We start from the raw sequence: 14499 nt of genomic DNA on the forward strand, positions 1-14499 counted from the left end.
CGCGCGTGGCTGGCAGGATGGAGGCCATGACTTCGTCACCGAACCTTACTTTTAACGACGGCAACTCCATTCCCCAGCTCGGCTACGGGGTGTGGCAGGTTGAGGACGATGTAGCTGAAAAGGTAGTGCGTCAGGCCTTCGACGCCGGCTTCCGCCACATCGATACCGCCAAGATCTACGGCAACGAGGCAGGTGTGGGACGCGCCATCGCTTCCTCCGGCCTCACTCCCGAGGAAATCTTCATCACCACCAAGCTGTGGAACGCGGACCAGGGCTACGAGTCCACCCTCACGGCTTTCGAGGAGTCCATGAACCGCCTCGGCCTGGAAACCCTTGACCTGTACCTGATCCACTGGATGCAGCCCAAGCAGGACAAGTTCGTGGACACCTGGAAGGCGCTCATCGAGCTCCAGAAGCGCGGACGCGTCAAGTCCATCGGTGTCTCAAACTTCAGCAAGGAAGGCCTGCAGCGCATCATCGACGAGACTGGTGTGGTTCCTGCGATCCACCAGATCGAGCTGCACCCGTTCTTCAACCAGTCCGAACTCCGTGAGTTCGCCGAGGCCCGGGGCATTTTGACCCAGGCCTGGCCGCCTTTGGGCCAGGGCGGCGAGCTCCTCGAGAACGCCACCATCGCGCAGATCTCTGCCAAGCACGGCGCCACCCCGGCACAGGTGGTTATCGCCTGGCACATGGCCATTGGCAACGTAGTGATCCCCAAGTCCGTGACCGAGTCCCGGATCCAGGAGAACTTCGCAGCACTTGGCGTCACCCTGGACGAGGCCGACATCGAGGCCATCAACGGCCTGGACCGAGGCGCCGAAGGCCGCATCGGACCGGACCCCGCGGTTTCCGACTTCGCGTAGTCGGCCCAAGTCGCCCTTGCGGCGTCTTTGAAAGCGCCTTTGAAAAGCGCCTCTGCAGGCAAAAAGGAAGCCCCGCTCATTCCACGGAATGGGCGGGGCTTTTTCGAGCTTCCTATCAGAATCGAACTGATGACCTTTTCATTACGAGTGAAACGGTGGGGTAGAGCGGACGCCGCGCAATTTCTCCGGGCATCGGTGATACTCCCAGATGTCCTCTTCGGAATCGGGAACGCGGCGGACATTGCTGGCGGGTATCCATGCTCATTGCGGCCGGCGGTCGTCGTCCTGCCAGCGTGCTTGTGCGTGGGTCTGGTTCCAGCGTTCGGCGTGCTTGTACGTGGGTCTGGTTCCAGCGTTCGGCGTGCGCGTACGTGACCCGTCAAGGGTGAATGATGCCATGGCGTAATCGTAGCGGGCACTGAAAGGGGACCTGCCCACCGAAATGGACGGGGCATATGGCGGCATCGGATAGAATCTTTTGCAGGTCTCAAGTTGGGGGAATTCCATGTCGATTCAAACGGCACCTCGTCATGCCACAAATCCCGCAGTGGCCAAGGCACAAAACAGAAGCAAAATCCGTCTCGACATCCAGGGCCTTCGCGCACTGGCCGTTCTTTCCGTCGTCGCAGATCACTTCTTCAAGTGGCCGACCGGTGGGTTCGTTGGCGTGGACGTATTCTTCGTCATCTCAGGCTTCCTGATCTCGGGCATTCTCTTGCGGTCCTACGAAAAGCAGGGGCGAATTTCCTTTGCGGATTTTTACCGGAAGCGTGCCCGTAGGATCCTCCCCGCCGCGCTGCTGGTTCTAGCGGTGACGATCGCTGCTGTCTGGGCTTTATTCCCCAGTGGGCGCGCAAAAGAGGTAACTTGGGACGGCCTGTTCGCCCTGGTATTCGGAGCGAACTGGCGGTTCGTTATCGCCGGTACTGACTACATGCAGGCCGCTGGCCCAGTATCGCCGCTCCAGCACTTCTGGTCATTGGCGGTCGAGGAACAGTTCTACGTGGCCTGGCCGCTCATTATCGTGGGAGTCCTCGGATTACTCGTACATCGCATGGGCTGGGATTTCGCCAGGGCACGACGGGTTCTGACGTTGTCAATGGTCATCATCGTCGCCGGCAGCTTCCTGATCTCGGTGGCCCAAACCGCCAACGCTCCCACGATCGCCTATTTCTCAACAACGTCCCGCGTGTGGGAGCTGGGCATCGGCGCGCTACTGGCTCTGATGGTCCCGGTGCTCCAGCGAATACCAGCCGCGGCCCGGCCAGCGCTTGGCTATGTCGGACTCGGCGGAATCATTGCCAGCCTTTTCGTCATCACATCGGAGACCCCGTTCCCGGCACCCGGAGCGGCGCTGCCGGTAATTGCCACGGCAATGGTTATCGCTTCTGGCACTGGCGGCAGCAACTTCCTGTACCCGCTCACGAATCGGGTGGCTGTCTACGTCGGAGACATTTCTTATTCCCTGTACCTCTGGCACTTTCCGATCATCATCGTCGGTGCGGCGCTCTTGCCCCGCACCCGTGCCGCCGTTGACCTGCTCTTCCTTGCCGCTATGTTCGCGGTTTCGGCTGCCTCCTACCATCTAGTGGAAGACAAGGTACGGAAATCATCGTGGCTTGAACCAGGCGGGAAAAGCGGCCGGCCCCAGCCCGTAGGCAACAGGTTTAAGTTGGTCGCGGTCGGCATGCTCGCTCTACTGATCTTTGCCACCACGGCTATGGCTCTTGCTGTTCCGAATACGCCATCTGCGGCCAGCGCCTCGGCACAGCCTGCTGATGCTTCGGTCACCCCGGAGCAAGCGTTGGCTGCCCAAGTGAAAGCGGCCGTGGATGCCGATGTTTGGCCCGAGTTGCAGCCAAGCGCTGACTCCCTCAATGGCAACTTCGTTCCTGAGTGGAAGGATGACAAGTGCCTGGACACGAACGACCAGAATGTCGCGAGGTGCGTGTATGGGGACGCCACAGCCACCAAAACGGCCGTCCTGCTGGGCGACTCTGCCGCCATCAGCTGGATGCCAGGCCTGCGTGAGTCCCTCGGTAAGCAGGGGTGGAAGATTCAGGCTCTGACGCTGGGCCAGTGCCCCGCGATCGAAGTACCGATGACCCGGCCCAATGACCCGACCTTCGCAGAGACTTGCAGCGCTCACCAGCAGTGGGCCTTCGAGAAGGTACGCCAGATTCAGCCGCAAATGGTCATCGCATCAAGTACCCTCGCGACACCAGCCCGAATGGTGGGGGCGAAGGGGGATCCCAATGTGTTCAACACTTGGCGTGACGCGAGCACGAAGACGCTCACCAAGATTCGGGGGCTATCCAAAGCGCAGGTAGTGCTTTTGTCCCCGCCGCCTAATGGCAAGAACCTTGAGGTGTGTGCTACCAAGATCAGCAAACCGTCCGATTGCGTGTCTGATGGCGGGCCGTTCAAAATCGTACTTCAGGCTAATAAGGATGCGGCGGCGGCGGTGCCCGGAGTGCGCTATGTATCGACCTCATTCCTGGTTCTGCACACAGGAGGGCGTCTGCCCCTCATTCGTTGGCAACACTCCGGTCTCTGTCGAGGGGGAGCACCTAACGCCGGCCTTCTCTGCGAAGCTGGCGCCAGTTCTTGGCCGCGCCATACTGGGCTAGCCTCTAGCTCCGGACCCCTTCCCCGGGGCCCGGGCGCGGGTATTAGCAGGTAGTGGCGTCGAGGGTGAAGACGGCCACGGAGCCACCGTATCCGGGCACGACAAGGGCCCCCACCCTCATAGATAGAGGGTGGGGGCCCTTTCGTGGCTCGTTCGCACTCATGCGCGGTCAGTTCCGGATATGCTCGCTGACGGACCGTGCGTACACCGTGGAGTACACCTGAGCGATTCCCGGCAAAGAAAAATCCCCTAGAACCGTTGAGTTCTAGAGGATTTCTTCGAGCTTCCTATCAGAATCGAACTGATGACCTTTTCATTACGAGTGAAACGCTCTACCGACTGAGCTAAGGAAGCACCGCGTTATCGTCCGGACACCGGCTGAATCACGCAAGATACAACTGTAATAGAGTCACCTCGTCCGGGTCAAAACAGCGCCGGATCCGGCCCCCGCGGTGCCGTTGTTGCGGAATTCACTCGCCCGTCGCGCCCGGTTCAGGCCGTCTTCGCGGACCGGGGGCAAGCTGGGCGGACTAATGTGGCCGCACGATTTCGGCCATCGACCAGCGAAGGGGACCCATGAGCATGGACAGCAGCAACAGGATCGACACGGACGACGCCGGAGCACACCGTGCGCAGCGGCTCCGGCTTGCTGTGCTGGACATGGTGGGCACCACCATCACCGACGATGGACGTACGGAACGTGCGATGTCCCGGGCGCTGCAGGAGACCGGCGTCGAGCCCGGCTCGCCCCGATTCGAAAGTATGCTCGGCTATGCCCTGGACACCATGGGCTTTTCGAAGCTGACCGTATTCAGCCACCTTTTCGAGGATGCGGCACGGGCAGGGAGCGCCAACAAGGCTTTCGAGCGTGCCTACGATGATCTGATTGCAGACGGCGGCGTCCGCGCAATCCCCGGAGCCGAGGAAACCATCGACTGGATGCGGGACTCCGGCATGAAGGTCTGCCTGGCCACGGGCTTCGGACGCCACACCCAGAACATGGTGCTGGAATCGCTGGGCTGGATGGGGAAAGCCGATCTCAGCCTGTGTCCTGCCGATGCCGGCCGCGGACGCCCTTACCCGGACATGATCCTCACCGCCGTGCTGGCTCTTGACCTGGATGATGTCCGCGAAGTCGCCGTAGTAGGGGACACAAGCTCGGACATGCTGTCAGGTGTTCGCTCCGGTGCCTCCGCGGTAGTGGGCGTCCTTACTGGTTTCCACTCAGAGGCTGCCCTGCGCGCGGCCGGCGCCACCGCCGTCGTGCCCTCAGTGAAGTCCTTGCCCGCCCTGCTGGAGCCCCGCGCCGCACGGCTCTAGCCAGTGTCAGCACATAGTGCCGTCGGAAGGTACCTTCCCGTCCACGAAGTAGTTGTCCACGGCGTCGGAAACGCACTGGTTGGAGCGGCCGTAGGCGGTGTGGCCTTCGCCGTGCCATGTGACCAGCGAGGCGTTGCCGAGCTGTTTCCGCAATGAACCTGCCCAGGCCACAGGAGTGGCCGGGTCTCCGGTGGTGCCGACAACCACAATGGGTGCCTTGCCCGAGTATTTGACGGGAGCCGGCGTGTGCACCGGTTTGTATGGCCAGTCCTTGCAGTTGACGCCGCCGTAGGCGAAGTAGTACCCGAACGTGGGGGAGACCTGCTTGAGCCGGGCTTCCTCGGCCCGCATTCCCGCAGTGTCCGTGACCATGGGGTAGTCAAGGCAGTTGATGGCGTTGAAAGCGAACGCGGTATTCGAGCTGTAGGTCCCGTTCGGTTCGCGGTCCGCGCCCAGGTCGGCAATCCGCAGCATGAGCGAGACGTCGCCCTTGAACGCGGCATCCAAGGCCTGCGTCAGGACAGGCCACGATTCGTTGCTGTAGAGCGGCGTGAACAAGCCGCTGACAAAAGTCGAGCCATTCACCAAACGCCCGTCCTTGGCGCGCTTTGGAGTCTGTTCGACGTCAGCGATGAGGTTGCGGATCTGTTGCACGCCGTCGTCGGCGCTTCCGGACATGGGGCATCCGGAGTGCGCCTGGCAATCCGCTACATAAGTGTGGAGTTCTTTTTCGAATGCCTCCGCCTGGCCGGCCGTGAGGTCCTCGTTGTTGAGGGCAGGATCGACCGCGCCATCCAGCACGAGCTTGCCGACGTTGTCCGGGAACTCCGAGGCATACGTGGAGCCCAGTGAGGTTCCGTAGGAGAAGCCAAGGTAGTTGAGCTTCGCGTCGTTTAGCGCAGCGCGGAGGATGTCCATGTCCTTGGCGGAACTCTCGGTGTCAATGTGTGCCAGGGCTGGGCCGGACTTTTCCACGCATTTGGCGATGATGGCTTTGTTATCTGCCAAATCCGCCGCGATGCCCTGGTCCGTGTCTAAGCGGTACACTTGCTCGCGGGAAGCGTCGCGCTCGGAATCGCTGAGGCATGTCACCGGCGCCGAGCGCTTCACTCCGCGGGGATCGAAGCCCACCAGATCGAAGCTGGACCGCAGCTTGCTGGTGAAGTGGGTTTTGGCGGCGTCTCTGACAAAGTCGTAGCCCGAGGCCCCGGGGCCACCCGGGTTCACCAGCAGTGAGCCCTTCTTTGTGCCTTGGCTCTGGAGTCGGATCGCGGCGATGGAGATGGTGCCGCCATCGGGCTTGGCGTAGTCCACCGGCACCTTGAAGTTGGCGCACTGGAATCCCTGCTCGCAGGACGTCCAGGTCACCTTTTGAGAGTAGAAACTCTCCAAGCCCGCAGGTGCGGCGGCCGCGATGGACGGATCTGGCGTGCTGACGCTGGTGGACCCATTGCTGGACCCGTCGTTGGGTGCCGGCATGGAGAACACGCAGCCGCTGAGCAGCAGGCTCGCGGAAACAGTGGCGGCGACTGCCGCCGCCGCCCGCCGCAGCGAGGGGAACCGTGTCCGGGAAGGGGACCCGGAGGGCCGGCGTCGTGCGGGCGTCATGCGTTACTCCTCGTGCTGGGGAAGCGTGCTGTAGTTCTAAACTATCGGGCTATTGCTGAATCAGGCTGCTCGCCATGGACTCGACGGCAAGCAAGGGGGCCACGTTGGTGGTGGTGATCCGCACGCGCGCCTTGTTGATGGCATCCATGCGCGCCAGGGTGATCTCCGGCGTGGAGCCCGCGGCATACGCTTCCAATTCACGCCTGAGTTCAACGTTGACCAGTTCTACGGCGTTGCCCATCTGGATCACCAGGACGTCCCGGTAGAAGGACAGCAGATCGGTCAGGGTGCGGTCCAGGGAATCAGTGATGGAGCGCTTGGCCCGCCGCTTCTGGTCGTCTTCAAGTTGCTTCACCTGGCTCCGCATGGACGGCGGCAGTGTGCCCGACTCCGGAGCGCCCAGGCTCGCCAGGAGGGAGATCTTCTCAGCGGCATCACGTTCGTCGTTGGAGCTGTTGGCTTCATCCGTAGCAATCTTGACCAGTTTTTCCGCCATCATCACGGCTGCGGTGACACCGTGAAGGCCCAGCGGGAAACGGACGGTCTCCAGCCGGCGCTCGCGTGCTTCCGGATCGCGGGCCAGCCGTCGCGCAATTCCGATGTGGCTTTGGGCTGCGCGGGCGGCCCGGTCCGCAATGGCGGGGTCGACGCCGTCGCGCCTCACCAGCAGCGCGGCGACGTCCGACGCGGGCGGGAGCCTGAGGCTTACAGGGCGGCAGCGCGAACGGATGGTGACCAGCACATCCGCGGGCGACGGCGCACACAGCATCCAAATGGTCCGCGGCGTGGGCTCCTCGATGGCCTTGAGGAGCACGTTGGTGGTGCGCTCGGCCATCCGGTCCGCGTCCTCCACCACAATGATGCGCCAACGGCCGGTCGCCGGCCGGTCGCCGGCCTTGGAGACCAACTGGCGGGCTTCGTCGATGGTGATGGTGACCTTCTCCGTGCGGACAAAGGTCACGTCTGAGTGAGTCTCGCCAAGGATGGTCCGGCACGAGGCACACTCGCCGCAGCCGCGAAGGGCACCGTCATCCTGTTCGCAATTCAGCGCCGCGGCAAACGCCTTGGCCGCATTGGAGCGGCCCGAGCCCGGCGGCCCGGTGAACAGCCAGGCGTGCGTGAGCCCTTCACCTTGGGCCGCGGAGCGCAATTGCGCGACGACGGGCGCTTGGCCCTGGAGTTCATCCCAGACTGTCATGCGCGGCTCCGGAGCAAGTCCTGAACACGCGAGAGGATCCGGGTGGCGAGGTCCTCGATGGCATCGTTGGCGGGCAGCACGAGATAGGTTTCCGGGCGGGCCGTTGCCAATTCCAGGAACGCCGCACGGATGCGGGCGTGGAAGGCGTCGGGCTCTGACTCGAGCCGGTCCTCGGTGGCGTCCCCCGCAGTTCTGCGGTCCCGGCCATCACCCGGATGGACATCCAAAAGGACCGTCAAGTCCGGTTCGAGGCCTTCGGTTGCCCATTCGTTGAGGCGCCTGACGTCGATGGTTCCGAGGTCACGACCGGCACCCTGGTAAGCGACGGAAGAGTCGATGTAGCGGTCCGTGATGACCACCGAACCCTGCGCCAAGGCAGGACGAATGACTTGGCTTGCATGGGCGGCCCGGGAGGCAGCGAACATAAGGGCTTCGGTCCGAGGGTCGATGGTGCCATGACCGTGGTCAAGCACCAGGGACCTTAGCTTCTCGCCAATAGGCGTACCTCCGGGCTCGCGGGTGCGCAGCACGGGAAAGCCGAGGGACTCAAGGGCCGCGGCCAGACGGGCGGCTTGCGTGGACTTGCCTGCCCCGTCGCCGCCCTCGAAGGCGATGAAGAGCCCAGGGCGCTGGTCCGGCATGGGGCTCTGGTCCTGCTCAAGGCGCTGCGTAGTCACGGATCTAAGCGTACAGAGGAACACTGACATCACCGGACGACGGCGTCCTGCCGCCCGCGCGCGGCCCGCCCGTAACACCTTTCCAGCACTCACCCCTCCGGCCGTAGGCTGGGCCAATGAGTCTTTCCCGAGAACATGCCGCGGATCTGTCCCCTGACACTGTGGTGGTGGCCGCAGGCCGGCCCGAACGGAGCCACGACCAACCCGTCAACCCGCCCATCGTTCTGTCCTCCACGTACTTCGGCACGGGAGCACTCAGCGACGGCGATCGTGGCTACGGACGCTATGCCAACCCCACCTGGGATCCCTTCGAGGAAGCACTCGCGCAGCTTGAAGGCGCCGAACTGCCGGCCCTCCTTTACGCCTCGGGCCTGGCTGCGGTCAGCTCTGCGTTGTCGCTGGTGCCCGCCGGCGGGGTCCTGGTCATGCCCTCCCACAGCTACGCGGGATCGCTGGTCATGGCAACCGAGCTCGCTGCCAAGGGTCTCCTGGAACTGCGGACCGTCGACATCGCGGACACCGACGCCGTGAAGGAGCAGCTCGCCCCGCTCGGCGGCAAGCCAGCCAGCATGCTCTGGATTGAAAGCCCCACCAACCCGATGCTCGGCATCGCCGATGTTCGCGCCCTGGCCACCGCAGCCCATGAGGCCGGCGCCATCGTAGTCACGGACAACACCTTCTCCACACCGCTGGTGCAGCAGCCCCTCAGCCTGGGCTCCGACGTCGTCCTCCATTCGGTGACCAAATACCTTGCCGGCCACTCCGACGTCGTGCTCGGCGCCTTGGTGACCTCAAATCCGGACCTGCGCGCGGAACTCCTGCACCACCGCATCATCCACGGTGGCATCGCCGGTCCCTTCGAGGCCTGGCTCGCCCTCCGAGGCCTCCGCACGCTGGCGCTGAGGATCGAGCGCTCGCAGGCCTCCGCAGCGACCCTGGCCGCGCGGCTGAGTACCCACCCGCGGGTCGAGTCCATCCGTTTCCCGGGGCTGCCCAGCGATCCCGGCCACGAACGCGCGAAGTCCCAGATGAAGGGCTTCGGTTCCATCCTGTGCATCCAGCTCGCCGGCGACGGGACGCGCAGCGGAGCCGACGCCGCTGATCAACTGGTTCGTGCGTTGGAGCTGTGGCTCCCGGCGACGTCGCTGGGTGGCGTCGAGTCCCTCATCGAACGCCGACGCCGGCACACGGCCGAACCGCTGAGCGTGCCTGACAACTTGGTCCGGATGAGCGTCGGGATCGAGAACGTCGAAGACCTCTGGGCGGATTTGGAGCAAGCGCTTAAGTCGCTTGACCGCTAGGCTTGAGGACGTGGACGGAAAAATCTTGATTTCATACATCCAGAGTGGGATTTGGTTCATTCTGGGACTGGTTGCCTTTGCCTTGGAGCTGTGGGCGCTGGTGGATTGTCTGCGCCACAAACCCTCATCCTTTGAAGCAGCGTCCAAGCGCACCAAGACCTTCTGGCTCGCCCTGACCGGCGTCGCGGCCGTCATCGGTGGCTTTTCCGTCCTCACCGGCGGCGGAGGCCTGAGTATCTTCGGGATCGCTGCTGTCACGGCGTCGTGCGTCTACTTGGCTGATGTCCGTCCCGCGGTCAAGGAAATCGGCAACAGCGGCCGCAGCCAGGGCCCGTACGGCCCCTGGTGACCGTAGCCGGCTCCCAGCCACCGCAAGCTTAAGCCGGGACTACCGCTGCCCAATCGACCGTAAGTTCCCCCAAGCGCCAACGCGACATCCCGTCCTGAAGCGGCCAGCCGGCGTCGCGCATTGACCGGCACATGGCGGTCCACCGCTGCTTGTTGCCGAACGAGGCAAGCGGCGCCGCCTCCAGCCATGCCTGGTCCATCGCTTGCAGGAAAGTATGGATCCGTTCGCCGGGAACGTTTCGGTGGATGAGCGCCTTAGGGAGGCGTTCGGCCACGTCGGAGGGCAGTGCGAAGCCGCCGAACCGCATGGACAAGCTCAGGCTCACCGGTCCGTCCGCGCCCAGCGCCACCCAGGTCACCCGGCGGCCGATTTCATCGCACGTGCCGTCAATGAACAATCCTTCCGGTGCCAGGCGCGACTGCACCAAACCCCAGATCCCGGCCACATCCGATTCCTCGTATTGCCGCAACACGTTGAACGCCCGCACCAGGACCGGTTTGCCTGGAACCGGAAGCTCGAAGCCACCCACGTGGAAGCTCAACCCGGGCCGTTCCAGGGCCCTGGCGGTCCGGACGCGTTCAGGTTCGATCTCGATCCCGCACACGCGCACGTCGGGGCGGACTGTCTGGAGCCTTTCGAAGAGTTCGACGGCGGTAGCCGGGGAGGCGCCGTAGCCGAGGTCCACCACCAAAGGGTCGACGGCGGAGCGCAGCCGCCACGCCTGCGGGCCCACCAGCCAGCGGTCCAGGCGGCGCATGCGGTTGGGATTCGTGGTGCCCCTTGTGACGTTGCCGACGGGTTTGCCGCGCCTGCCCTGCACCCGCTCCGCCTTCTGCACCACCGTCCCACTTTATCCTCCAACGCGGGTTCACTTACGGCCCATCCAGCGCCCAAACACCGGCGCTAAGTGACCCCGCGTTGCCGTTCGTAACGCCCGGCGTGGCATCGGGACGCTCGGCTAGGATGAAAAGCATGACTTACAAGCTGATTCTGCTGCGCCACGGCCACAGCGACTGGAACGCCAAAAACCTGTTCACCGGTTGGGTGGACGTCGACCTGAATGACCAAGGGCGCGAGGAAGCAGCCCGCGGCGGGGAACTCCTGGTCGAAAACGATATCCTCCCGGACATCCTCTACACCTCGCGTCTCAAGCGCGCCATCAACACGGCCAACATCGCCTTGGACAAGGCCGATCGCGGTTGGATCGATGTCAAGCGTGACTGGCGCCTCAACGAACGCCACTATGGTGCACTGCAGGGCAAGGACAAGGCACAGACCCTCGCCGAATTCGGTGAAGAGCAGTTCATGGAATGGCGCCGCAGCTACGACACCCCGCCGCCGGCCCTCTCCGATGACAGCGAATTCTCCCAGGCCCACGATCCCCGTTACGCAGACCTCGGCGACGCCCTCCCGCGCACCGAATGCCTCAAGGACGTCCTGGTGCGCCTCCTTCCGTACTGGGAATCGGACATCAAGGAAGACCTCAAGGCCGGCAAGACCGTCTTGGTCACCGCGCACGGCAACTCCTTGCGCGCCTTGGTCAAGCACCTTGATGGAATCAGCGACGGGGACATCGCCGGCCTGAACATCCCCACGGGCATCCCGTTGGTCTACGAGCTGGATGAGGACTTCCAGCCGCTCAACCCGGGCGGAACCTACCTCGATCCCGAGGCTGCAGCGGAGTCCATCAAGGCTGTAGCAGCGCAGGGCAAGAAATAAGTTTCTGGAATAACGAACGCCGGCCGGCCCACCTCGCAAGGTGGGCCGGCCGGCGTCGTTATCTAGTTAAGCGGGGCTAGAAGCCTTCCGGCGCCCATTCGCCAGTGACCAGGTACGTCACCTTGCGGGCAACCGAGACGCCGTGGTCCGCGAAGCGCTCGAAGTAGCGGCTGGCGAGGGCGACGTCCACTGTGGTGGCTGCAGTCTCGCCCCAAGCGGGATTTGCGATCGCCCTGAAGACGCTCAAGTGCAGATCGTCCACACTGATGTTGAGCTTGAGGATGTCGCGGGCAACTTCGAGGTCCCGCGACTCCAGCAGGAGGGTGACCTTCTGGCTGATTTCGAGGTCGAGCCGGGCCATGTCCTTGAACGTTGCCGTCAGTTGCTCGGGGATGACCGTGGCCGGGAATCGCAGGCGGGCCAGCTGGGCAACGTGCCGGGCGAGGTCACCCATGCGTTCCAGCGAAGCACTCATCCGCAGGGACCCGACGATCATCCGGAGGTCGCTGGCCACAGGGCCTTGGAGTGCCAGGATATCGATGGCCCGCTCGTCGAGGCCGTTCTGCAGGAAGTCGATCCTGGCGTCAGCCGCAATGACATCCTGGGCGAGATCGACGTCTGCCCCTTCGAAAGCGGTGGTCGCGTTCTGGATTGCCTCAGTGACCAGCTTTGAGATCTCTATGAGATCTTCACCGGCCTGGATGAGCTCCTCCTGAAAAACCTTGCGCACGGTGGCGTCCTCTCCTTGGCAATCTCCTCCGCACCCCCTCGGACGGCGCGGAAAATCAACACAGCTATCTATGATCCAACTAGTAAGAGTGGCAGCGGTCCGTTAACGGCTGCGCATCTTTAGGTGAACGTTAGCTGAATCGGGGCCGTTTGGTGACTGTTCCATATTTTGCGGTGTTTTCAGCGCATAAGCTAGATCCGTGGATCCAGTGCTCATCGGTGTCATCGCAGGTCTTGCCGGCCTGTCGTGCGGCGTCTTTGGCGTGCTCGCATTCAGGCTCAGCGAGCGGCAGCGGAAAATCGTGGACTTGGACGTCACCGAACCGCTGCTTCCGGAGGGTGCCGCCGAGGTGCTGTCCGTCGTCGGGCGCGCTTTTGTGGTGGTGGACGCGATCGACGGCGTCGTCCGGGCCAGTCCCGCGGCCTACGCTTACGGCCTTGTCAGAGGCCACACCGTGGTTCACAAGCAGCTGCTGGATATGACCGCAAAGGTTCGGCGCGACGGCGTGATCGCTGGAGAAGACTTTCGAGTTGCCCCGTGGTCCGCTGGGCAAGGGCACCATCGTGGTACAGGTCCGCGCAGCCATGCTCGGATGGGAATATATCGTGCTTCTGGCCGATGACCGTACCGAAATTACCCGCACTGAGGAGATCCGCAACGACTTCGTTGCGAACGTCTCACACGAACTCAAGACGCCGGTGGGTGCCATTTCCCTGCTGGCCGAGGCACTTGAGGCAAGCCCGGACGACGAAGAAGCCGTCCGTCGCTTCGCCAAGCGCATGCACAAGGAATCGACGCGGCTCGCTGCCCTGGTCCAGGACATCATTGAGCTGTCCCGCCTGCAGGGCGCCAATGTGGCGCAGCGTGGGCACCCGGTGGACATCAACACGGTGATCGCCGAGGCAGTGGATCGCTCGCAACTTCCGGCCGAGCTCAAGAACATCAAAATCGTGGTCGGGGGCCGCACGGAAACCATGGTTTTCGGCGACCAGGACTTGTTGGTGACCGCTTTGCGGAACCTGATCGACAACGCCATCCGCTACTCGCCGGAGAATACCCGTGTGGGAGTCGGTGTCCGCGCCAAAGAAGGCGTGGTGGCCATTTCCGTCACTGACCAGGGCGAGGGACTTAGCCCCGAGGACCAGGAACGCATCTTCGAACGTTTCTACCGTGTGGATGCGGCAAGATCCCGGCAGACCGGCGGAACGGGCTTGGGACTGAGTATCGTCAAGCATGTGGTGTCCAACCACGGCGGCGAGGTCACAGTCTGGTCCCAGTCCGGGCAGGGTTCCACTTTCACCCTCCGCCTTCCGGAGATGGAAGGCCAGGAGAACAACGACGCCGGGGCGAAGCCCCGAAACGCGATTCAAACCACGGGCGCCGTACGCGCCCTTGAGCAAGGAGCTGGCGCTTGAGCAGGATTCTGATCGTGGAGGACGAGGAGTCCTTCAGCGACCCCTTGTCCTACCTTTTGGGCAAAGAAGGCTTCGATGTCCAGGTCGTGGACAATGGCAGCGATGCCTTGGTGGAGTTCGACCGCAACGGTGCCGATCTGGTGCTGCTGGACCTCCAGCTCCCTGGTACCCCGGGCACTGAGGTGTGCCGGCAGCTGCGGCAGCGTTCCAGCGTCCCGGTCATCATGCTGACCGCCAAGGACTCGGAAATCGACAAGGTAGTTGGCCTGGAACTCGGCGCGGACGACTACGTCACCAAGCCGTACTCTTCGAGGGAACTCGTGGCGCGCGTGCGTGCCGTGCTGCGTCGCCAGGGCGAGCCTGAGGAACTCATCACCTCGACTGTGCAGGCCGGTCCGGTCCGGATGGACATCGAACGGCACGTGGTCAGCGTCAACGGTGAAGGTGTAGCGCTTCCGCTGAAGGAATTCGAACTGCTGGAGATGCTGCTTCGCAACTCCGGCAGGGTGCTGACCCGCGGGCAACTGATCGATCGCGTCTGGGGTTCCGATTACGTGGGGGACACCAAGACCCTCGACGTCCACGTGAAGCGTCTGCGCAGCAAGATCGAGCCCGACCCCTCGGTTCCCCGCTACCTGGTGACGGTGCGCGGCTTGGGCTACAAGTTCGAACCCTAACCACCCGCAG

General features: G+C 63.4%; 13 protein-coding genes, 1 tRNA gene and 2 pseudogenes. 9 read left to right on the forward strand and 7 right to left on the reverse strand.

What is annotated here, in order from left to right:
• Window positions 1-26 precede the first annotated feature (26 nt).
• Window positions 27-866 (forward strand): aldo/keto reductase, encoded by an 840-nt coding sequence (locus tag ACF0H6_RS16160; protein WP_395250575.1) that lies wholly within the window; start codon window positions 27-29, stop codon window positions 864-866.
• Window positions 867-1127: 261 nt separating this feature from the next.
• Here ACF0H6_RS16160 and ACF0H6_RS16165 read toward each other — a convergent pair whose 3' ends face one another.
• Window positions 1128-1265: a hypothetical protein gene (locus ACF0H6_RS16165; protein WP_395250576.1), complete on the reverse strand. Its 138-nt coding sequence runs from the start codon at window positions 1263-1265 to the stop codon at window positions 1128-1130.
• A 106-nt stretch (window positions 1266-1371) separates the two neighbouring features.
• Here ACF0H6_RS16165 and ACF0H6_RS16170 point away from each other — a divergent pair.
• Window positions 1372-3273: pseudogene (locus ACF0H6_RS16170) on the forward strand (acyltransferase family protein); the annotation flags it as partial.
• Between the two features lie 73 nt (window positions 3274-3346).
• Window positions 3347-3496, forward strand: a complete 150-nt coding sequence (locus ACF0H6_RS16175; RefSeq protein WP_395251331.1) for a hypothetical protein — start codon at window positions 3347-3349, stop codon at window positions 3494-3496.
• Window positions 3497-3776: 280 nt separating this feature from the next.
• Here ACF0H6_RS16175 and ACF0H6_RS16180 read toward each other — a convergent pair.
• Window positions 3777-3849 (reverse strand) — tRNA-Thr (locus ACF0H6_RS16180).
• Window positions 3850-4071: 222 nt separating this feature from the next.
• On the opposite strand from ACF0H6_RS16180, the gene ACF0H6_RS16185 reads away from it, so the two are divergent.
• Complete coding sequence (locus ACF0H6_RS16185; protein ID WP_395250577.1) at window positions 4072-4815, forward strand: HAD family hydrolase; 744 nt, start codon at window positions 4072-4074, stop codon at window positions 4813-4815.
• Window positions 4816-4821: 6 nt separating this feature from the next.
• On the opposite strand, the gene ACF0H6_RS16190 is transcribed toward ACF0H6_RS16185, so the two are convergent.
• The 3 genes from ACF0H6_RS16190 to tmk are packed head-to-tail and all read right to left on the reverse strand — an operon-like array spanning window position 4822 to window position 8262.
• Window positions 4822-6423 (reverse strand): alpha/beta hydrolase, encoded by a 1602-nt coding sequence (locus tag ACF0H6_RS16190; protein WP_395250578.1) that lies wholly within the window; start codon window positions 6421-6423, stop codon window positions 4822-4824.
• Between the two features lie 49 nt (window positions 6424-6472).
• Complete coding sequence (locus ACF0H6_RS16195) at window positions 6473-7621, reverse strand: DNA polymerase III subunit delta' (RefSeq protein ID WP_395250579.1); 1149 nt, start codon at window positions 7619-7621, stop codon at window positions 6473-6475.
• Entirely contained in the window at window positions 7618-8262 is a 645-nt protein-coding gene (gene tmk / locus ACF0H6_RS16200) for a dTMP kinase (protein WP_395251332.1), read from the reverse strand. Before tmk ends, ACF0H6_RS16195 begins: the two co-directional genes overlap by 4 nt.
• Window positions 8263-8414: 152 nt before the next feature.
• Between tmk and ACF0H6_RS16205 the strand changes: the two genes are divergently transcribed.
• Both ACF0H6_RS16205 and ACF0H6_RS16210 read left to right on the forward strand, forming a co-directional pair.
• Window positions 8415-9599, forward strand: a complete 1185-nt coding sequence (locus ACF0H6_RS16205; protein ID WP_395250580.1) for a trans-sulfuration enzyme family protein — start codon at window positions 8415-8417, stop codon at window positions 9597-9599.
• A gap of 10 nt (window positions 9600-9609) precedes the next feature.
• Entirely contained in the window at window positions 9610-9948 is a 339-nt protein-coding gene (locus ACF0H6_RS16210; RefSeq protein WP_395250581.1) for a DUF2516 family protein, read from the forward strand.
• 28 nt (window positions 9949-9976) lie between these two features.
• Here ACF0H6_RS16210 and ACF0H6_RS16215 read toward each other — a convergent pair whose 3' ends face one another.
• The gene (locus ACF0H6_RS16215; RefSeq protein WP_395250582.1) at window positions 9977-10789 is read right to left on the reverse strand and encodes a class I SAM-dependent methyltransferase; all 813 of its coding nucleotides are present in this window, start codon (window positions 10787-10789) and stop codon (window positions 9977-9979) included.
• 131 nt (window positions 10790-10920) lie between these two features.
• Here ACF0H6_RS16215 and ACF0H6_RS16220 point away from each other — a divergent pair, with 131 nt between their 5' ends.
• Complete coding sequence (locus ACF0H6_RS16220; RefSeq protein WP_395250583.1) at window positions 10921-11667, forward strand: phosphoglyceromutase; 747 nt, start codon at window positions 10921-10923, stop codon at window positions 11665-11667.
• Window positions 11668-11743: 76 nt separating this feature from the next.
• Here ACF0H6_RS16220 and phoU read toward each other — a convergent pair whose 3' ends face one another.
• Window positions 11744-12397, reverse strand: a complete 654-nt coding sequence (gene phoU, locus ACF0H6_RS16225) for a phosphate signaling complex protein PhoU (protein ID WP_395250584.1) — start codon at window positions 12395-12397, stop codon at window positions 11744-11746.
• Window positions 12398-12605: 208 nt separating this feature from the next.
• On the opposite strand from phoU, the pseudogene ACF0H6_RS16230 reads away from it, so the two are divergent.
• A pseudogene (locus ACF0H6_RS16230) lies at window positions 12606-13812 on the forward strand (sensor histidine kinase).
• Entirely contained in the window at window positions 13809-14489 is a 681-nt protein-coding gene (locus ACF0H6_RS16235; protein ID WP_395250585.1) for a winged helix-turn-helix domain-containing protein, read from the forward strand. The pseudogene ACF0H6_RS16230 and the gene ACF0H6_RS16235 overlap by 4 nt, the downstream one beginning before the upstream one ends.
• Window positions 14490-14499: the final 10 nt, after the last annotated feature.

The sequence above is a fragment of the Arthrobacter sp. NA-172 genome (assembly GCF_043952055.1).
GTDB lineage: Bacteria > Actinomycetota > Actinomycetes > Actinomycetales > Micrococcaceae > Arthrobacter.